Below are 18891 nucleotides of genomic sequence, written 5' to 3'. Positions count from 1 at the left end.
AAAATTTTACAGAATTATGTTTAAAACATGAGAAAAGGGGTAGTTATTAAGTATAGGAGGAGATATAAAAATGTCACACGATGTGAAAGAACTAATCGAAGGATTGAATGAAGATTTAGCAGGAGAATACTCGGCAATTATTATGTATAACCATAATGCAGCTACAGTTTCTGGTATATATAGACAAGTGTTAAAACCTTTCTTTGAATCTGAAATTAGTGATGAACAAGGACATGCCCTATATTTAGCGGAGAAAATTAAGACGTTAGGTGGTACACCTACTACGATTCCTTTACCAGTGAAACAAGTAGAAGATGTTAGAGAAATGTTAGAAGAAGCTAGGAAGTCAGAATATGAAACAATTAAGCGTTATGAACTGAGAAAAGAACAGGCAGCGAAGTTAAATATGACAGAGTTAGTTGTAAAGTTAGAAGATATGATCGCAGATGAAACAAATCATATGGAAGAGTTAGATCGTCTTTTAAGTGATAAAGCAATGGTGTTAAATTAAAAGTGGAAATTTATCCCGCTTTAATGGGCAGTAAGACCCCCACCTCAAAATGCAGCGAAAGCAAAGAATTTAGGTGGGGGATTAACTGCCCATAAAAGTCCGATTGGTTCAACTAATAATCAGTGGGGGATGAAGAAAACCCCCACTGATTAAAGTTTCACTTTATAGAGTGAAAGAACAAACTCTCATTTCTAGGGGGTTTGTTCTTTTGCTGTATAAAAAATATGTTTGAGTAGGAAATTTTCATTTTGTAACTGAGTATGTAATACTAGAAAAATAGAAAATGATCATAGATTTACATTTTATATAAGAAAAGGGGAAATAACTTGTGTCCATTTTAATTGTCGATGATAATCCGGTTAACATCTTTGTAATTGAAAAAATTTTAAAACAAGCCGGATATCAGGATCTTGTATCGCTTAATTCTGCACAAGAGCTTTTCGAATACATTCAATTTGGAAAAGATTCTTCCAGGCATAATGAAATTGATTTAATACTATTAGATATTATGATGCCTGAAATTGACGGACTTGAAGTTTGTAGGCGATTACAAAAAGAGGAGAAGTGTAAAGATATTCCTATTATTTTTGTAACAGCTTTAGAAGATGCGAATAAATTAGCTGAAGCGCTTGATATAGGCGCAATGGATTATATTACGAAACCGATAAATAAAGTTGAATTGTTAGCGCGTATGCGTGTAGCATTACGCTTGAAATCGGAATTAAATTGGCATAAAGAACAAGAAGAAAACCTTCGTAATGAGTTGGATTTAGCTACACAAGTACAAAGAAACTTATTAAGTAGCCCATTAAGAGAAGATCATATAAAAATTGAAGCAAGCTATTTACCTTCATTCAAACTAGCTGGAGATATGTATTATTGGTATAAAATCGATGAAAACCGCTACGGTATTATATTATTGGATGTGATGGGACATGGTATATCTGCTTCATTAGTTTGTATGTTTATTTCGTCTGTATTACGTGAAACGATTAAATGTTTAATCGATCCAGAACTCGTCATTAAAGACTTAAATAAATATATGACTCTTTTACATAATGAGAATGACAATATTCCATATTATTTTACAGCGATATACTTAGTAGTGGATACAGAAAAGAGAACAATTGAATATGTAAATGCAGGACATCCTTCTGGATACGTTTTAGTCGATGAAGCGAATGTAGTGGAACTAAATCGCGGGAGTTGCGCGGTAGGATTTTTTGATGAAATAAAAGTTAAAAAGACAGTTATACCTTTTGAGAAGAACGCTCAAATCGTATTGTTTACAGATGGTGTTCTTGAAGCAATTGCAAATGATGAATTTGAGTCTGAAGAGAAATTACGTGCTTTTACAGAAAGAAAATGGGGAGATTTAGAAGAAGAGATAGAAGGGTTTTATAAGGAAGAACAGAAGAAAACACAATCAGATGATATGTGCCTAATTATGATACAAACGAATGCGAAATAAAAAGCGTATGAAATCCAAACAGAGGATTTCATACGCTTTTATTGTATTTTTTGATAGATTTGTTCGTTCGGATTAAACTGGATATAATGCGGCATTATATTTGAAAAACGAAGAGTTTCTTTATTTCCTAAACATAGGAATCCATTGTGGCCTAAACTTTCATAAAATAGTTGCTGTACTTGGTTTTGAAGTTTACCTGTAAAGTAAATTAAAACGTTACGGCAAAGTATAATATGAAATTCGTTAAAAGATTGATCAGTTACTAAATTATGTTGCGCAAAGATAATGTTTTGTAAAAGAGATGGATTAAAATAAGCAAAACGATTATCTGTTGAATAGTAGTTAGAAAATGCTTGTGTACCGCCAGCTTGTAAATAGTTTTTCGTATAAGTTTGCATTTTATTTAACGGAAGGATGCCTTGTTTTGCTTTTTCTAACACATTTGTATTCATATCTGTTGCGTAAATAACAGCTTTTTCACTTAATCCTTCTTCGTGAAGTAAGATAGACATTGATAATACTTCTTCACCGGTTGCGCATCCAGCATGCCAAATTCTAATTTCAGGATACTTTTTTAATTCAGGAATGACATGCTCTCTTAGCGCTTTAAAAAAGTTAGGGTTACGGAACATTTCAGTTACGTTAATGGAGAAATCATTTAATACCTGTTCTAAAAAGCCTTCCTCATGAATTACTTTTTCAATTAATTTTGAAATGGTTGGTATATTAGAGAGCTGCATTCGATTACAAATTCTTCTATAAATAGATGTGCGAGCATATTGGCGGAAATCGAAGCCAGATAGTTTAAATACCGCTTCTAATAGTAATTCAATTTCTAAGTTCGTGCGCTTATCCATATCGACGGATGGATCAAAATTATAATACTTATTTTCCACTTAAATTAAACCTCACTTATTTTATTAACCATACACTCATTACCGAATAGAGTTGATGTAAATTTAATGGTTTACTTATATAATCTGAAGCGCCAGCAGATAAACATTTCTCTTTATCATTTGGCATTGCTTTCGCAGTTAATGCGATAATAGGTATTTCATGTAACCTTAAGTTCATTCGGATATGTTCCATCGTTTCATAACCATCCATATTCGGCATCATAATATCCATTAAGATAAGGTCAATATTTGTATTGTTTTTAAGTATTTTTAAACACTCTATACCGTTTTGTGCAGTAATAATGTTGGCATGTTGTTTTTCTAATGCGTTTTGTAATGCAAATATATTTCGATGATCATCATCGACAATTAAAATAGTTTTCTCTTGGAAGACGTTATCTGTTTCTGGAGTCACTATAGTTTCCTCAACCACTTCAACAGGAATAACGTCATCTATCGTTGCTGCAACCTCTAAATTGGATACTTGTATATCAGTTAATCCATTTGGAAGGTTAGGAATATATACAGTGAAAGTACTGCCTTCTCCTACATGACTCTCTAACGTAATCCAACCACCTAATAATCTAGCAAACTCTTTACAAATAGATAACCCTAAGCCTGTACCACCATATTTTCGAATCGTTGCGCCATCGGCCTGTTGAAAGGCTTCGAAAATGAGTTGGTGCTGTTCTGTAGCGATACCAATACCGGTATCTTTTACTGAAATTGTCATCCAATCATTACTTATAGACTGCATTTCATCACTTAAATGGGTTGTTTCTATCGAATCGAAATGTAAAGAAACAGATCCTTTTTCCGTGAATTTAAATGCATTGGATAATAAGTTTTTTATAATTTGTTCAATCCGTTTTGCATCTGTATAAAACAGATCAGGAATCGTATCACTGTCTTCAATCATAAATTCAACATTTTTTTGTGCAGCTATATGTAAAAAGTTTTGATGCATATTTGCTGCCATGTCACTTATGTTCGTTGCTTCAAAAATCACATCTAGTTTTCCGGCTTCTACTTTAGACAAATCTAGTATGTCATTAATTAAAGTAAGTAAATCTTTTCCTGATGAATGAATAACGGTTGCTAATTCAATTTCATCATCGGATAAATGATTATCATGATTTTCTTTTAACATTTCAGATAATAGTAAAATACTATTTAACGGTGTGCGTAATTCATGTGACATATTTGCTAGAAATTCTGATTTGTATTTTGAGCTACGTAATAACTCACTTGCTTTTTCCTCTAATTCTGATTTAGTAATTTGTAAGTCAGCTGTCTTTTGCTCGGCCTCTTCAGTTCTAGACTCTAGTTGTTCATTCGTTGTTCGTAATTCTTCAGCTTGCATTTGTAGTTCTTCAGCTTGCGTTTGCAATTCTTCTGATTGAACTTGCAGCTCTTCTGTCATTGCTTGTGATTCATGTAAAAGAGTTTGAATTCGCATACGTCCCATAATACTATGGATTGTTAAACCTAGATTATCAACAGTTTGTTGAATTAAATCTTGATGTAAGTCTGAAATCTCAGTTACACTTACTAATTCCATTACTGCGATTACTTCATCTTCAAATAAGATAGGGACGACTAGTAGGTTTTTAGGGCGTATTTCTAATAATCCAGTAGTAACGTAACGAAATTCTTCAGGTATGTCCCTGAGAATAAAACTTTTCTTTTCTAAAGCAGACTGTCCAATGAAACCTTCACCCATTTTAATGGATTGTTTCCCAATATCAGCACCTTGATCGGCGAAAGAAGCTTTCTTTACATAGTATACAGTTTCTTCAATTTCTTCACGTACATAAAATGCACCGCAAGAAGTTTGCGTTTTTTGTATAACTCCACTAAGAATTTTGTTACCTAACATCTCAATAGAAGATACACCTTGATACATTAAAATTAATTCTGCAAGCTCGGTTTGCAACCACTCTCTTTTCGATATTTCGTCTAGTAGGTGGTTCGTTGTATAAGCCAGATCTTTTATTTCATCATGGCTGTTTACATGAATTCTTTCCGTAATTTTTTCTTTAGAAGAAATGGATTTAATAACTTGAATTACATTTTTAATCGTTTTTGTAATGGAATTCGAAATATAGAGTGAAATGATAATAGAAATACAAGAAAGTAAGAACAATAAACTGTATAACCAAATCTCTAATTTATTATTTTCAGTATCTAATTGTGCAGCTCTTTTTTTCGTTAGTTGCTCCTCTACACTACGGAAGTTAGTTAGCTGCGATTGTAATGATTGAATTTGAGTCGTGTCGATTGCTTGTACGTTATTACTATTGTGATTTGTAATGAATGGGTGAATCTCTTTATTAATCCAACTAGTAATGTTTTCATTAATCTGTTTTAATTTTTCTTGTTGAGAAGGGTTATCCTCTAATAGAGCCAAAAGATCTTGATAATGTTTTTCGTAATCCTTTTCCGCAGCGTTAAGAGATTGCACGTAATTTGCATCATTAGAAGTGACAAATCCTTTCGCTTTATTTTCAATTGTTAGTAATTCTTTCTCCACTTGATTCGTTAAATTAAGAACTTTAAAATCGTGATCAATAATAAAATTACGAGATTTTTGTAAACTAGAAATCTCATTGTTTAGCATAATGAAAGAAATAAGTAAGAACAAAATGATAACTAAATAACCAGCCATAATTTTGTAGCGAATACTAAATTTTGCTTTCGATTTCATTAAAAATTCCTACCTTCAAGGTTATTCAAAGTTTTCTATTGTAAAGAATGAAAAACGTAATATATATTATATCAGTTTTCATAAGGCCAAACTAGAAATCCCCCTATTGTATTAGGGGGTTCTTTTTTCATAGAGGAAATCATTTTGAAGTATAAAAACATATATGAAAAGTAACGATCGAGGGAATAGGGGGATCATATAACTTTTAAGAAGGAAAGAGTGTTCTTAAAGCTTTTTTTGCATCTATTCCTTCAAAGATAAATAATACAAGCTCTCTCTTTTTTACAGTAAGGAAAAAGGATACTAATGTGCTTAAGTTTTTAATAGAAGTAAGTGTTCCATGTTTACTTATAAATACATTCGTTTGAAATGTTGTCATTAAAGCATAAAAATGATGAATCTGCGTTATTGTAGGTGTTTCATTATAAAGAATAGTAGTAGATTGGATTGCATTCATCGAAATATTCCTTTCCATATAGTAAGCATAACAATATAAACATACCCGTTTTAAAAAATGTTAAACATATAAATAAGAAAAAATATAATTATAGTATTTTAGGTTTAGAAAGGGTTACGAAGGGTATACATATACTAGAAAGAGATTGAATGAAGATGAATTATAAGAGTTCTAGTCTATAAAAATATACTTTTACTTTAAATAAAAAGGAGTCTGGTATACATGAATGAAATGATGATTGATATTACATTTGATTTAATTTACTTGTTAAGTAGTTCGCTTGTAATCCTTTTATTATTCGCTTTTTTCGTAAATGGTTATGTTAATAAGAAGATTAGTGTATACAGAAATGAAGAAAGATAAAGATACATTATATAAAACTTTAGGAGGTTAATAGTTATGGATGTAGATAGAAAAATAGTAGGTGTTTTTAGAACAATTGATGATGCGGCATGTGTTATTAATGAATTAAATGATAAAGGATATGCGGCGGATAATATTTCAGCTATTGCGAAGGATCAAAAGGAAATTGAACATCTGGAAGAAAAATCGGGTGAAAAAGTGAATCATGAAACTGCACATAAAGCGGATATCTTTTCAGCGACAGGGCTTGTGGCAGGAGGAGTAGCAGGCGGACTCGGTGGTTTATTAACAGGTCTTGGTATACTTGCCGTTTCTGGAATGGGTCCAATCGTAGCAGCGGGACCTGTCGCAGCAGCTATTGGAGGAGCCGGTATTGGCGGAGGAGCTGGAAGTTTAATAGGAGCATTTATCGGATTAGGAATTCCAGAAGAACATGCTAAAAAATATGAAGAATATATTTATGATGGAAATATATTAATTTTAGTAGATGCAAAATTAGATGATAAGTTAGAAATCTATAAAATATTTGATAAGCATAATGCTTATAACTCTGATTTCTTTAAATAATATGTACGTCACATATTAAACATAGTGAATATCGTTTTTTGATCTTACAACTTTGGCGCGACCGAGGAGTCGTATGACTATAAGAGAGGAAGGGCTTATAGTAAAAGATTAAGTTTAAGAGAGAAGGGGTGTCTTTTCGTGATTGTAAAAATATTAAAGGATAGTAGTAATAGTTTCCTTTGTACGGTTCAAAATAAAAATGGAGAGAAGTATGTGAAGAAATGGTTTAGTAAACAGGAAAACAATGAAGAATTAGGGCGACCAACCTTTAAAGAAGTGGAAAAGGATTGGAAAGAAAATAGAAAATCGTTTATGTATCCTAACGTAAAAGCGCTGTATTAAATAATAGCCGTTTCATTCTTACAAAATTGTCACACTCCTGTAAGGTAATTCAATAGATTAGATACTTTTTCTGTGTCATAATAAAGACATAAGAAAGCGCATTAAAAAACTACAACTTATTAGGAGAGTGTCAGTCATGATTGTAACAACAACGTCTGGAATTCAAGGTAAAGAAATTATTGAGTATATCGATATTGTAAATGGTGAAGCTATTATGGGTGCAAATATTGTTCGCGACTTATTCGCTTCTGTTCGTGATGTTGTCGGTGGTCGTGCTGGTTCTTACGAAAGCAAGCTAAAAGAAGCTCGTGATATCGCAATGGATGAAATGAAAGAACTTGCAAAACAAAAAGGTGCGAACGCTATCGTTGGTATTGACGTAGATTACGAAGTTGTTCGTGATGGAATGTTAATGGTTGCTGTAAGTGGTACAGCTGTACGTATATAAGTAAATAAAAAACAGGCTCCCCCTTGAAGTTCATGCTTTGAGGGGATTTTTTTGTTTCATGATTAAAGTTAAAATGAAGAAAAGTTGATGGCGTATTGTAAAAAATGCTAGGATTGCTCCTAGCATTTCGTGAGGGGGTATTGCACGGGAATTTGGATAATAAGCAGACGTACCCGCTTATTTCAAATGTAGTATATATTGTTTTCAAAGAGAAAAGTAAGAAATACAACAATCTTTATATATGTTTAACGAGAGTGTTAACTTTATGATAAATAATAAAATTGTTATTTGAGGTAAGGGGAGAAATAATGGTATGAATAACTTTAGAGGGTGTATAGTTTATAGAAATAAACGATTGAGCATGTAAAGAGTTGTATTACATAAAATTTATAATGAATAGAGGGGGTTACATTATGTTTTGGTTAGGATGTTTTTTAGGATATATTGTAGGTTCAGTTATTACATGTGCTCTACTTTACTATGGGTATAGATCTAATGAAAATAAAAAAGCGGATATACAAAAGGGGGAGGAGAGGAAAATCAATAAAAAAGGTGTATAGGATGTGGAAGGTAAGGTGATAACGTTGATGCAAAAATAAAGGACAGTACATATTGTATATGACTACTATGTACTGTCCACACTTATTTCTTTTGGATTATGAAAAATTATTTCCTGTCTTGCTATAAATTTCATAGGCAAAAAAACCAAATAAATAGCCTATTCCAGATCCTAAACTAATGGAAAGTAGTGAGAAATCCGGAAAAAACATACCGAAAATCAAACCAATCATATAGCCAACAAGCATTCCCATAGGTATTAAACTATCTAATAACAGTTGAGCTTTTTGAGATTTTTTCTTACCTAATTTTCCATTCTTATATTTATGTTCCAATCTTTTAATTACAAATACTACAATTCCACCAACTATTACAACAGGCGCGATTGCCGTGATTAGCCACATGTTTGAATCTCCTGTCATCTTTTAAAATAATCATACCAAATAATTACAATTTTGTGTAGGTAGATAATTGAGGAATAATAATTTTGTCGCCTTTCCTCTAAATAGTATTGCGTTAAACTTATAGATTTATAGTTGTTATTGAAAAAATGATAATCTCCACATAAAATAATTGGGTAAAATTTCAAATCATTATTCTAATGTGGAATAAAAATGATACAGTAATAATTAAGATAATGCGGTTCACTATTTAAATTAAAATTTTTTAGAAAGATATTGAGGTGCAATAGATGATACATAATATTCCAGATGTTTATACAAAAAAAATCCTTATAGTAGACGATGAAAAAGAGATTTTAAATTTGTTGGAAGCAGTTTTAAAGAAAGAAGGGTTTCAACATATTTATACATGCACAACCGGAAAAGATGGAATACACATGTGTAGGCAAGTGCAGCCAGATCTTATCATATTAGATATTATGCTTCCAGATTTAGATGGATATAGTGTTTGTGAGCAAATTCGACAGTTTACATTCGTTCCAATCTTCTTCTTATCGGCAAAAAATGAAGACTTAGATAAAATACTTGGATTAAGTATAGGGGGCGATGATTACATTACAAAACCTTTTAGTCCGAAAGAAGTAGCATATAAAATGAAAGCATTTTTTCGACGCAATCAATATGAAGAAAAGGCTCGGAATATATATCAGTTTGGAGACATTACGCTAGATGAAGCACAAGGGACAGTGTTAAGGGCTGGTACATTACTAACCTTAACAGCAAAAGAATTTAATATATTACTATTTTTAATAAAAAATCCAAATCAAATTTTTAGCAAGGCTCGATTATATGAAGCTGTCTGGGGTGAAACATATCTAGGGAATGACAATATTATGATGGTACATATTCGACATTTAAGAGAAAAAATAGAGGATAACCCTTCAAAACCTTATTATCTTGTAACGGTAAGGGGACTTGGATATAAACTTAATACAAAAGGTGATACAAAATGAAGTGGAAGGTCACAAGACTATATATTACCTCATTAATAGGATTAATTATGTTCATCCTGATCGTTCAATTTTTTGCTTTTAGTTATTTAGTATTTACATATAATCGTGAGGGGATGGATGATCCAGAGAGCTTAGTATTAGCTTTTCAAAAAGAAATAAAGGTAGAAAATGGAAGTGTTTCTATAACAAATAAAGGAGAGGAATTTTTACAAGAACATGGAGCTTGGTTACAAGTATTAAATCATAATAGTGATGAAATTTTTCAAATGTATAAGCCAAAAAATACACCAAACCACTACACTCCTAGTGACTTAATTTTACGCTATAAGTACGATGTTGGGGATTATACAACGTTTGTAGGTAAGTTAGATAAAAATACACAGGTAGATAGCTACATTGTTGCTTTCCCGTCAAATCAAGCATTACGGAAGTCGGTCTATTTGAACTTCAATAATTTATCTAGCTTCTATCCATATGGGATTTTAATGTTAGTAGGAGTGACGGTGGTTTGTATTTTATTATTTGCTTACATTGTGGCAAGGTATATGTCCAAACCTGTTGTCATGATCATTGAACATATAAATAAATTAAAACAAGGACAATATAAACAAGTACAGGAGGAAAAGGGAATATATGCAGAGGTGTATACAAATCTAAATCAGTTATCACATCAACTAGAGGATATTAGCATTCAGAGAAAAAGACTAGATACGATGCGAGCAGAATGGATTGTAAATATCTCACATGATTTAAAGACACCGCTTTCTTCTATTAAAGGGTATAGTGAAGTTATAGGAAATCGGGATTATAAAATTACTGCACAAGAAATGTATCAATATGCAGAAGTAATTCAGGGTAAATCAATTTATATAGAAAAATTGATTGATGATTTAAAACTTACATATCAATTGAAGAATGCGTTATTACCTATCCATAAAACTACGGTAGATATTGTAAATCTCACTCGAGAAATAATTATTGAATTTATGAATATACCTCATTATGAGAATCGCTTAATTGAATTTGAATGCCCTCAGGAAGAATTAGTTATACAAGCAGATCAGGGATTAATACAGCGTGCCATAGTAAATCTAGTGAATAATGCGCTCATCCATACTGATGTTAAAACATTAATACAAGTTCGTATAAAACAAACATTTGGATACGCCATAGTTACGATTGAGGACAATGGTAAAGGGATAAATAAAAGTGATTTACCACATATTTTTGATCGATACTTCCGTGGTACAAATACAGATCCAAAAAGTGGTTCAGGTTTAGGAATGGCAATTGTAAAGGAAATCATCGTAGCTCACGGTGGAGAAATTGTAGTAGAAAGCAACAAAGGAAACGGTACTAAAATTATATTACAAATTCCGGTGAAAAATTAAGCTAAACTTAAGGTCAACTCAATTCAAAATTAAGCATGAACTTTCATAATAAATGATAGCTTAATTAAGAAAAGAGGTACCAATAATGGGAACATATATCGTTGAAACAGAGGATATGACAAAGACATATGGAGCTGTAAATAGTGTAAATCAATTAAAGATGCAAGTTGGTGAAGGTGAAATTTATGGATTCCTAGGCCCAAATGGAGCTGGGAAAACGACGACAATTAGAATGCTACTTGGATTAATAAAACCGACGACGGGTAATATTAAGGTATTCAATCGAGATTTAAAAACAAATCGAATAGATATTTTAAGAGAGGTTGGCTCTCTTGTTGAATCACCATCTTATTATGGACATTTAACAGGTTATGAAAACCTAGAAGTAATTCGGCAAATGTTGCAAGTACCAAAAATGGCTATTGATGAGGTACTGCGTATTGTTCGATTAGAGAAACAAAAAAATAAATTAGTTAAACAATACTCACTTGGAATGAAGCAACGCCTTGGTATAGCAATGGCGCTACTTGGCAATCCGAAACTATTAATTTTAGATGAACCTACAAACGGATTAGACCCTGCTGGAATTCAAGAAATTCGTGAGCTCATCAAACAATTGCCAAAGCAATATAATATGACAGTTATCATTTCTAGTCATTTGTTAAATGAGATGGATCAAATTGCAACGCAAGTGGGCATTATTAATAGTGGACAGCTTATTTTTCAAGATAAAATTGAAGTTTTACGTAAAAAAAGTCAGGCATCAATGAAAATACGCGTAAATGATGTAGTAAAAGCTCATCAAATATTAGAGCAGCATCATATTCATCTTAATATTGAAGGCAATTGTCTAGTTACGCAGCAACAAGAAGACCACCTTATTTCTCACATAAATCATTTATTAGTACAGCAAAATTTATCAGTGTATCGAATTGAAGAAGAGAAATATACGTTGGAAGAAATATTTCTAAGTTTGACAGAAAAAGGCGGTGTTTTATAATGTTTGCTGCCTTAAGAAGTGAACTATTGAAATTAAAAAGAAAGAAATTGTTTTTAGTAGTCTTTTTGATACAGGCTTTAGCATTATTCTGGTTATTTGCTATTGTTTCACAAGAAAAAAAGGAATTTCTAAATTGGGAGTCGCTTCTTTCAAGGATAAGTATGATAAATGCATTATTTTTACCTATAATGATTGCAACAATTGCATCTCGGATAATTGATTTTGAAAATAAGGGAAACATGTGGAAGCTATTGTGTGCAATTCCTATATCTAGGAAGCTAGTATACATAACCAAAATTATCTTTAGTCTCTTTTTTCTTGTATACGCAAGTGTAATTTCTATTTCTGTAATTATATTAATAGGAAAAATTTTTAATTTTGAAGGTGAAATTCCAGTAATATTATTACTGAAATACGGTTGTTTTACCATTATAGGGTGTATTCCGATGGTTATTTTGCAACTCTGGATATCATTGGTAGTGAAAAATCAAGTATTTGCTTTAACGACAGGTGTAATTGGTTCATTTTTAGGTTATTTTGGCCCAATGCTTCCTTGGAAAACATGGATAATTTGGACATATTCATCTCTTACAAATCCAATTTCTTGGGCATTTTCCAATGGAAAGATAGTATTTTTCCCAAACCAAGGAGTCATGATGAATCTTTTGTTAAGTTTAGGAGTTAGTTTATTATTTATCGTTCTTAGCACTGCCCATTTTTCGCAAAAAGATATTCATTAGGAGGATGCACATATGTTATTAAGCTCATTTCGATGTGAATTATTAAAATTAAAACATTCCAAAATATGGATTGTAATGACGTTCATTCCGCTTATTTGTATTGCGCTTGGACTCATAAATTTTCAAGTAAACCACGATGTCTTAATGAAAGTCTCAAAAAATGAGTGGGAGAAAGCTTGGACACAAGTTGGCTTAATATATGGCTTATTTTTATTTCCTGTCGTAGTAAGTATGTATTGTGCGTTTGTATGCCGCTTTGAACATAGTGAAGGTAATTGGAAAAAAATATTATCTTTACCAATCCCATTTCGATATGTTTACACGGCAAAGTTATTAATCATCTTTATGTTAACCTTATTGACACAAGTATTTTTTTTAATTGCTTATATCGTAATTGGTAAACTATTAGGTATTACAAGTCCTATACCTTGGGTTTCATTATTAAATTGGTCATTCAATGGATGGATTGGCACGTTTTCAATTGCTGCACTACAATTATTTCTTTCATCTTCTATAAAAAGTTTTGCAATTCCAGTTGGAATGAGTTTTGGTTTTACCTGCGTAGGAATGATATTTCATTATTTAAATATCGGATATATATGGCCATTTGCGCAACCGGGATTAGCCATGGATCCTATTCATTTAAAAGGTTTGCAGACCTTCTTTCAATTTAGTAGTTTTTATGCGTTAAGTTGCGTATTTGTTATTATATTTACTTTTGCTGGAGTTCGAAGATTTACAATAAAAGATATTATATGAATAGGCATATAGTGGAATTATTGAAATATGAGGGCAGAGAACAGATAAATTTTTCAGGTGAAATACGTGCGTGTATTAATAAAAAAGAGCTACGTTTATTCTTAATAGGATAAACGTAGCTCTTTTATTTTATCTTGCCTATCGTATTTTTTTCGGAGTATAGGTGCTATTCCTTATATACATCATGTAAGCTGCTTTCAAATAAGTCTATGCTAAGATATAAAAAAACAAGAGGATATATGCTCTTATATTGAATGTATTTATCTCCGTATTCATGTAGTCGATTTAAAAAAGCACTCAAAATAGATCCTTCAATTGCATTTAATAACTCGTCAAAAACACTTTCCCTTTCGTTTTTTCAGCAGACTGCACGATATCAACCGCTGTTTTCACATCTGTTAGGTCGTATGTAGAATGTACTTTCATAAAACGTAATTGCTTATTTTCCACTAAGCGAATTAAGTGACGAAACGTTTCTTGCCATTTATATGGTGACACTTCTTTATTCCAATGTCGTAAATGAAATATGTTCGCGTGCACTTTTGCTTTCGTGACAATCTCTGCCCAGTTTACTTGTATTCCTGATAGAAGACCGATCGTTAAAAAGTGCCCGTTTGGACGTAAGGAGAAAGCTAATTCATTTCCATCCGGTCCTCCGATAGAGTCAATCGCAGCATCCGCACCGAGCCCGTTTGTTAATTCCATAACGGTTTCATAAAGCGGGGCAGTGGAAGTATCAATTACATATTCGGCACCGAGGCGCAGTAATTCTTCTGTATGCTTATTATTTCTTGTAACAGCAATGAATCGGAAGTTTAAAATTTGTGATAACTGCGCGAAAAGATGTCCAATAGCGGACCCACAAGCATTCACTAATAAAACGTCATTACGTTGTAAGTTTAGCTTTTCTGTACATGTAACCCACGCCGTAAGAGGATTAATATACATTTGTGCCGCTGTGAAATCATTAATCGAATCAGGAATAGGGACTACAAAATCAGCGGAGGTCTTCACATATTCTTGCCAAGTACCTTCTCCGCGTAAAGGTAAAACACGTTTGCCGATAAGATCTCTAGAAACAAAAGCTCCTACATCTTCTACAATACCAACACCTTCATAACCAGGTATGTTAGGTAAAGGGATTCTATGCGCATAGGCTCCAGTTACGGGAATTAAGTCAGATGGATTAATCGGTCTAACTAACATACGAACGAAAACTTCATTATCTTTTAATGGTTCTATATTTTTATATTCAACTTGTAATACATCTTTTGGGTTACCAAACTTGTGAAATTGAATGTGTTTTCCGTGCAAGATAGTTGTTCCCCCTTAGTTTGATTGGGTTTATTATAGCATTTTCAGTTTAAATGATTATTTCATTAGCACTAAATAAAAGGGAACAGAAAATCTTCTTTTATACTTTGAGGGGGATTTTGATTGTGTAAACTTTAAACAGATATATTAATTATGTAGTATTGTAGAATCGATTTTCTAAACAAGTTATTAGGTATATAGTAATATAAAAAAAAGGCGCTCTTGTGAGCGTCTTTTTCCAACTTGAGATAGATGTATCATGCTGGGGTACATAATTTTCGTTTGAAGTTTTCTCACACAAATGATCTGTGTATCAATTTGTTTTTGATATACAGATCATTTGTATGATAACTCGTATAGATAATTGCTGAATAATAATCTTACATAAATGCTTTTAAAAGTTCTTGAACTAATGGAATTACTCCACCTACAAATTTTAAAACTGCCATTGCGATTTCCATATGATTGCCTCCTTTTTGTTAATAATAAGATGTAATAAATATTTATATTCTCATTATAGTAAGCGCTTACAAGTATATCAATGCATTTTGATATGCAATATTTCATATTATTATTGGATAATGAATATGATGAAGAATCGATAAATTATCTCGCTGTTTGCAGACAGTAAGACTTCTACCTCAACATGCTAGGTGGGAGCTAATAATCAGTGGGGAACAAAACCCACCCTGATTATAGTTTCACTTTATCAAAATGTAAGCTGCATCTTGTATAATATAATGATGGAGGTCGAATATGAAAAAAATGAATTCAAATATAGACGTGGATACAAATGTATTGGAAGCGGTATTTATTCCAAGAAGGTTTGTTGTTTTATGGATTACACTCGTATATATAGCTTCAATGCTTTTAGAATTTCGTAATAATATTCTCTCAATGGATAGTTTCTTCTTCACAATAATTATTGTTATTCATACTATCTTTCATTGGTATGCAAGTTCATTAAAGAATAGACAATTGTTGTATTTCTTTTTTGTACAACTCTTCATTGTGTTTCTTGCTGCATTTATTGTACCAAATGGTTCAATAGCTATTTTTGTTGGATTAACGCCTATTTTAATTGCCCAAAGTCTATATGTTTATAACAATATATTTAAAGTAATGGCAGTTTTTACTCTCATGTATGCCATATTTTGTACTGCGATTAGTATGAATTATGGTGTGAATAAAGTAGCTATTCTTATCTCTATGTTCCTTTTAGTACTAGCAATTATTATTCCTTTTTCTTATATTAATAAGCAGCAATATGATGCACGTAATCGTATACAGAGCTACATTCAAGAGTTAGAGTCTGCATATATGAGAGTAGAAGAATTGACATTAGCTAATGAAAGGCAGCGAATGGCAAGAGATTTACATGATACGTTAGCGCAAGGTGTAGCGAGCTTAATTATGCAATTGGAAGCAATAGATGCCCATATGCAAAAAGGGAATACAGGGCGATCTCAAGAGATTACGAAACAAACTATGATAAGAGCGAGACAAACGTTACATGATGCAAGGCTGGTTATTGATGATTTACGTCATACTACCAATTCATTTAATAAAGCAGTAGAGGAAGAAGTTCAACGTTTTTCTGAGGCTACGTCTATACACGTGAGATTTACTATTCAAAGCCCTCCGCATATTTCAAGCTTAGTAAAGGAACATTGTTTATATGTAATTAGTGAATGTTTAACGAATATCGCAAAACATTCGCAGGCAACAGAGGTAAATTTAAAAGTTGAATATATCGATGATCTTGAAAAACTTACTATTGAAGTTGAAGATAATGGAATTGGTTTTGACACTGGAGATATCGGTAAGAATCCTGGACATTACGGCTTAATTGGCTTAAATGAGCGTGTTCGATTGATGAATGGAGAAATACATATATTGAGTGAAAAGATGAAGGGTACGAAAGTGTATATTCAAGTACCTATCAATAATGAAGGAGATAGCCATGAAGTATAACGTATTAATTGTGGATGATCATTTCGTTGTAAGAGAAGGTCTGAAATTAATAATAGAAACGAGTGATTCATTTCAAATTATAGGTGAGGCTGCAAACGGAGAAGAAGCCCTTACTTTCATAGAAAAAAAGAAACCTGATGTTATTTTAATGGATTTAAATATGCCTAAAATGAGTGGTTTAGAAACAATTGAGGCTTTGAATAAAAAACAAAATCATACGCCGATTATTATATTAACTACTTATAACGAAGATGAATTAATGTTAAAGGGAATTGAGCTAGGAGCAAAAGGATATTTGCTAAAAGATACGGATCGTGAGAATTTGTTTCGAACATTGGAAGCGGCTATTCGAGGTGAGATATTACTACAACCAAATATTATGGAAAAGATAGTGAATTATAAAAGGAAAGAAATACATCCTAATATGGTTGAAGAAAATAACTTAACAGAAAAAGAATTGTTTGTGTTGAAAGCTATTGCACGCGGTTATAAGAATAAAGAAATTGCATTCGATATGGGGATAGCTGAACGAACGGTAAAAGCGTATTTAACAAATATATACAACAAACTAGGTGTTAATTCACGTTCAGAGGCAGTAGCTGTATCTATTGAAAGGAAATTAATTCATTTTTAAAACATTATATATGCCCAATCGTACATTATAGGCTTGCCCTTTTGTACGATTTTTTTATTTCTTTCTCATGTTATGCTTTAGAAAGTATGAGAGATTTAAAAACGCTCTAATTGCATTACACAGACGTTTTTAATGTGGGAAAGGAAGAAGAATAATTAAATGGCAACTTTGTTTTTAATTTCTGTAGTAATTTTCTTTATTTGGCTGCAAAGCAAACAAAGAAAAATAAACTGGATAGATATTATAACTTTTCTCATGATGATAGGAATTATTACTTATACGGCGCCGCAACCAATGACTAGAGATTTACAAGCAGAGTTATTGGCAGTTATGCTTTTTTCTTTCGCTATTGGTGTTTGGCAAGGTGGGGGAATTACAGTCTGTTATGAGGATGGAATTTTATATATTACAAATGGAAAACAGTATTTCATTTCATGGATGCTTTTAATAATCGGCAACATAATTATTACTAACACATTTGAAGGTGGATTTACATTTAATGGATCGTGGATTATTTTGTGTAGCGTTGTCATTGCATCTGGGGTGAAAAACAGTATTCTATGTATTCAATACAAATTAACAGTGCGAAATTGAATGGAAAAGCAAAGCTGTTTTCTTTTATCACAACCTTGAACGTATTGTTATAAGTTCATAAAAATGAGAAGAACGTATTGGAAGAATGGGAGGAGTTAACTTAGATGTTTTTACCTATTACTACATTTGATAGGTTTAGTTGGCTGGGGAATGTTGCTTTCTCTTCAGAAAAGGTTAGCGAAAATCAAACGCTTTTGAGGGCTGAAGAGCAAGATGATAATTTGCGTAACAAGAAATATATAGATTCGGTTACTAAAATTCATAAGGAAATAAATATAGATTTTGTAAAATGTGGTGCTAATTATGTATCGGGCTGTGCGGAACCGCATTCAATAATTGTCATAACAAGTGTCGATACGTTTGTTGGAAGTGGACGGGTTAATAAGTATGGAGAATTTAAAATATATACGAATGATTATCTGGGAGAGTATTTGGTAATAGAGATTCAGTTGATAATGGGTGGTTTTTATCAAGAGAGTATAACGGTAAAGGTAGAATGTTAAGATAGGATTATTTCTTTTTTCCACTATATAAAAAGGAAGCAACCGTAGTCGCTTCCTACATCTATTAAGCCGAAGCCTTCTTCATTCTCTCAAGTAAACTAGATAAAATATGTGTACGATATGATTCTAGTTTTTTACCTTCGTAAGTGCGAATACCTAATTTTTTAAGTTCTTTTACATACCAACCTTTGCTTCCGAAATACATGTGATCGCTCCCCTTCAACTTTGTTTTATTTGTTCTGATTGTA

22 protein-coding genes and 1 pseudogene are annotated in these 18891 nt (G+C 32.2%); 16 read left to right on the top strand and 7 right to left on the bottom strand.

Annotation, left to right across the window (positions count from 1 at the left end):
* Positions 1–70 precede the first annotated feature (70 nt).
* Both ACUN0F_RS28540 and ACUN0F_RS28535 read left to right on the top strand, forming a co-directional pair.
* Complete coding sequence (locus tag ACUN0F_RS28540) at positions 71–511, top strand: ferritin-like domain-containing protein (protein WP_000017749.1); 441 nt, start codon at positions 71–73, stop codon at positions 509–511.
* 328 nt (positions 512–839) lie between these two features.
* Positions 840–1982 (top strand): SpoIIE family protein phosphatase, encoded by a 1143-nt coding sequence (locus ACUN0F_RS28535; RefSeq protein ID WP_445540560.1) that lies wholly within the window; start codon positions 840–842, stop codon positions 1980–1982.
* Positions 1983–2020: 38 nt separating this feature from the next.
* Here the strand turns inward: ACUN0F_RS28535 and ACUN0F_RS28530 are convergent, their stop codons facing one another.
* From ACUN0F_RS28530 to ACUN0F_RS28520, 3 genes are all read right to left on the bottom strand, one after another.
* Positions 2021–2878 (bottom strand): CheR family methyltransferase, encoded by an 858-nt coding sequence (locus ACUN0F_RS28530; protein ID WP_098090772.1) that lies wholly within the window; start codon positions 2876–2878, stop codon positions 2021–2023.
* Between the two features lie 16 nt (positions 2879–2894).
* Positions 2895–5585, bottom strand: a complete 2691-nt coding sequence (locus ACUN0F_RS28525) for a response regulator (RefSeq protein ID WP_445540559.1) — start codon at positions 5583–5585, stop codon at positions 2895–2897.
* A gap of 205 nt (positions 5586–5790) precedes the next feature.
* Positions 5791–6042 carry a hypothetical protein gene (locus tag ACUN0F_RS28520; RefSeq protein WP_000991708.1) on the bottom strand — a complete coding sequence of 84 codons (252 nt, stop codon included), beginning with the start codon at positions 6040–6042 and terminating at the stop codon, positions 5791–5793.
* A 222-nt stretch (positions 6043–6264) separates the two neighbouring features.
* On the opposite strand from ACUN0F_RS28520, the gene ACUN0F_RS28515 reads away from it, so the two are divergent.
* From ACUN0F_RS28515 to ACUN0F_RS28495, 5 genes are all read left to right on the top strand, one after another.
* Positions 6265–6405 carry a hypothetical protein gene (locus tag ACUN0F_RS28515; RefSeq protein ID WP_001004564.1) on the top strand — a complete coding sequence of 47 codons (141 nt, stop codon included), beginning with the start codon at positions 6265–6267 and terminating at the stop codon, positions 6403–6405.
* A gap of 36 nt (positions 6406–6441) precedes the next feature.
* On the top strand, positions 6442–6972 hold the full coding sequence (locus ACUN0F_RS28510; RefSeq protein WP_445540558.1) for a general stress protein: 531 nt from the start codon (positions 6442–6444) through the stop codon (positions 6970–6972).
* A gap of 138 nt (positions 6973–7110) precedes the next feature.
* Complete coding sequence (locus tag ACUN0F_RS28505; protein WP_000635857.1) at positions 7111–7314, top strand: DUF4028 family protein; 204 nt, start codon at positions 7111–7113, stop codon at positions 7312–7314.
* A gap of 136 nt (positions 7315–7450) precedes the next feature.
* Positions 7451–7762 carry a YbjQ family protein gene (locus tag ACUN0F_RS28500; RefSeq protein ID WP_000637510.1) on the top strand — a complete coding sequence of 104 codons (312 nt, stop codon included), beginning with the start codon at positions 7451–7453 and terminating at the stop codon, positions 7760–7762.
* A gap of 413 nt (positions 7763–8175) precedes the next feature.
* Complete coding sequence (locus tag ACUN0F_RS28495; protein ID WP_445540557.1) at positions 8176–8322, top strand: hypothetical protein; 147 nt, start codon at positions 8176–8178, stop codon at positions 8320–8322.
* Between the two features lie 96 nt (positions 8323–8418).
* On the opposite strand, the gene ACUN0F_RS28490 is transcribed toward ACUN0F_RS28495, so the two are convergent.
* A complete protein-coding gene (locus ACUN0F_RS28490) occupies positions 8419–8724 on the bottom strand; it encodes a hypothetical protein (protein WP_445540556.1) in 306 nt (101 codons plus the stop codon).
* A gap of 287 nt (positions 8725–9011) precedes the next feature.
* Here ACUN0F_RS28490 and ACUN0F_RS28485 point away from each other — a divergent pair, with 287 nt between their 5' ends.
* From ACUN0F_RS28485 to ACUN0F_RS28465, 5 genes are all read left to right on the top strand, one after another.
* A complete protein-coding gene (locus ACUN0F_RS28485; protein WP_445540555.1) occupies positions 9012–9734 on the top strand; it encodes a response regulator transcription factor in 723 nt (240 codons plus the stop codon).
* Positions 9731–11125 carry a sensor histidine kinase gene (locus ACUN0F_RS28480; protein WP_445540554.1) on the top strand — a complete coding sequence of 465 codons (1395 nt, stop codon included), beginning with the start codon at positions 9731–9733 and terminating at the stop codon, positions 11123–11125. Before ACUN0F_RS28485 ends, ACUN0F_RS28480 begins: the two co-directional genes overlap by 4 nt.
* Before the next feature lie 85 nt (positions 11126–11210).
* Positions 11211–12125 carry an ABC transporter ATP-binding protein gene (locus ACUN0F_RS28475; RefSeq protein WP_445540553.1) on the top strand — a complete coding sequence of 305 codons (915 nt, stop codon included), beginning with the start codon at positions 11211–11213 and terminating at the stop codon, positions 12123–12125.
* Positions 12125–12865, top strand: a complete 741-nt coding sequence (locus ACUN0F_RS28470) for an ABC transporter permease (RefSeq protein WP_262745804.1) — start codon at positions 12125–12127, stop codon at positions 12863–12865. The genes ACUN0F_RS28475 and ACUN0F_RS28470 overlap by 1 nt, the downstream gene beginning before the upstream one ends.
* 12 nt (positions 12866–12877) lie before the next feature.
* The gene (locus tag ACUN0F_RS28465; RefSeq protein WP_262745803.1) at positions 12878–13624 is read left to right on the top strand and encodes an ABC transporter permease; all 747 of its coding nucleotides are present in this window, start codon (positions 12878–12880) and stop codon (positions 13622–13624) included.
* A 321-nt stretch (positions 13625–13945) separates the two neighbouring features.
* Here the strand turns inward: ACUN0F_RS28465 and ACUN0F_RS28460 are convergent, their stop codons facing one another.
* Together ACUN0F_RS28460 and ACUN0F_RS28455 are read right to left on the bottom strand one after the other, a co-directional pair.
* Complete coding sequence (locus ACUN0F_RS28460) at positions 13946–14941, bottom strand: zinc-dependent alcohol dehydrogenase family protein (RefSeq protein WP_445540852.1); 996 nt, start codon at positions 14939–14941, stop codon at positions 13946–13948.
* Positions 14942–15318: 377 nt separating this feature from the next.
* Positions 15319–15505, bottom strand: a pseudogene (locus tag ACUN0F_RS28455) (hypothetical protein).
* A 189-nt stretch (positions 15506–15694) separates the two neighbouring features.
* On the opposite strand from ACUN0F_RS28455, the gene ACUN0F_RS28450 reads away from it, so the two are divergent.
* From ACUN0F_RS28450 to ACUN0F_RS28435, 4 genes are all read left to right on the top strand, one after another.
* Positions 15695–16912, top strand: a complete 1218-nt coding sequence (locus ACUN0F_RS28450) for a sensor histidine kinase (protein ID WP_262745802.1) — start codon at positions 15695–15697, stop codon at positions 16910–16912.
* Positions 16902–17546, top strand: coding sequence for a response regulator (locus ACUN0F_RS28445; RefSeq protein WP_262745801.1), 645 nt, complete (start codon positions 16902–16904; stop codon positions 17544–17546). The genes ACUN0F_RS28450 and ACUN0F_RS28445 overlap by 11 nt, the downstream gene beginning before the upstream one ends.
* A 159-nt stretch (positions 17547–17705) precedes the next feature.
* The gene (locus tag ACUN0F_RS28440) at positions 17706–18140 is read left to right on the top strand and encodes a hypothetical protein (protein ID WP_445540552.1); all 435 of its coding nucleotides are present in this window, start codon (positions 17706–17708) and stop codon (positions 18138–18140) included.
* A gap of 104 nt (positions 18141–18244) precedes the next feature.
* A complete protein-coding gene (locus ACUN0F_RS28435) occupies positions 18245–18643 on the top strand; it encodes a hypothetical protein (RefSeq protein ID WP_445540551.1) in 399 nt (132 codons plus the stop codon).
* Positions 18644–18707: 64 nt separating this feature from the next.
* Here ACUN0F_RS28435 and ACUN0F_RS28430 read toward each other — a convergent pair whose 3' ends face one another.
* Complete coding sequence (locus ACUN0F_RS28430; RefSeq protein ID WP_000273535.1) at positions 18708–18848, bottom strand: YflJ family protein; 141 nt, start codon at positions 18846–18848, stop codon at positions 18708–18710.
* Between the last annotated feature and the right edge of the window lie 43 nt (positions 18849–18891).

It is taken from the genome of Bacillus sp. 1A, from assembly GCF_052682215.1.
The sequence above is the reverse complement of the archived record's forward strand: the minus strand, read 5'-3'. Positions and strand labels throughout refer to the sequence as shown.

Coding starts and splice junctions, on each gene's coding strand:
- ACUN0F_RS28450 (WP_262745802.1), top strand. CDS start 15,695: ATGAAAAAAATGAATTCAAATATAGACGTGGATACAAATGTATTGGAA.
- ACUN0F_RS28510 (WP_445540558.1), top strand. CDS start 6,442: ATGGATGTAGATAGAAAAATAGTAGGTGTTTTTAGAACAATTGATGAT.
- ACUN0F_RS28435 (WP_445540551.1), top strand. CDS start 18,245: ATGTTTTTACCTATTACTACATTTGATAGGTTTAGTTGGCTGGGGAAT.
- ACUN0F_RS28495 (WP_445540557.1), top strand. CDS start 8,176: ATGTTTTGGTTAGGATGTTTTTTAGGATATATTGTAGGTTCAGTTATT.
- ACUN0F_RS28540 (WP_000017749.1), top strand. CDS start 71: ATGTCACACGATGTGAAAGAACTAATCGAAGGATTGAATGAAGATTTA.
- ACUN0F_RS28520 (WP_000991708.1), bottom strand. CDS start 6,042: ATGAATGCAATCCAATCTACTACTATTCTTTATAATGAAACACCTACA.
- ACUN0F_RS28515 (WP_001004564.1), top strand. CDS start 6,265: ATGAATGAAATGATGATTGATATTACATTTGATTTAATTTACTTGTTA.
- ACUN0F_RS28485 (WP_445540555.1), top strand. CDS start 9,012: ATGATACATAATATTCCAGATGTTTATACAAAAAAAATCCTTATAGTA.
- ACUN0F_RS28490 (WP_445540556.1), bottom strand. CDS start 8,724: ATGTGGCTAATCACGGCAATCGCGCCTGTTGTAATAGTTGGTGGAATT.
- ACUN0F_RS28500 (WP_000637510.1), top strand. CDS start 7,451: ATGATTGTAACAACAACGTCTGGAATTCAAGGTAAAGAAATTATTGAG.
- ACUN0F_RS28430 (WP_000273535.1), bottom strand. CDS start 18,848: ATGTATTTCGGAAGCAAAGGTTGGTATGTAAAAGAACTTAAAAAATTA.
- ACUN0F_RS28480 (WP_445540554.1), top strand. CDS start 9,731: ATGAAGTGGAAGGTCACAAGACTATATATTACCTCATTAATAGGATTA.
- ACUN0F_RS28475 (WP_445540553.1), top strand. CDS start 11,211: ATGGGAACATATATCGTTGAAACAGAGGATATGACAAAGACATATGGA.
- ACUN0F_RS28465 (WP_262745803.1), top strand. CDS start 12,878: ATGTTATTAAGCTCATTTCGATGTGAATTATTAAAATTAAAACATTCC.
- ACUN0F_RS28440 (WP_445540552.1), top strand. CDS start 17,706: ATGGCAACTTTGTTTTTAATTTCTGTAGTAATTTTCTTTATTTGGCTG.
- ACUN0F_RS28445 (WP_262745801.1), top strand. CDS start 16,902: ATGAAGTATAACGTATTAATTGTGGATGATCATTTCGTTGTAAGAGAA.
- ACUN0F_RS28470 (WP_262745804.1), top strand. CDS start 12,125: ATGTTTGCTGCCTTAAGAAGTGAACTATTGAAATTAAAAAGAAAGAAA.
- ACUN0F_RS28525 (WP_445540559.1), bottom strand. CDS start 5,585: ATGAAATCGAAAGCAAAATTTAGTATTCGCTACAAAATTATGGCTGGT.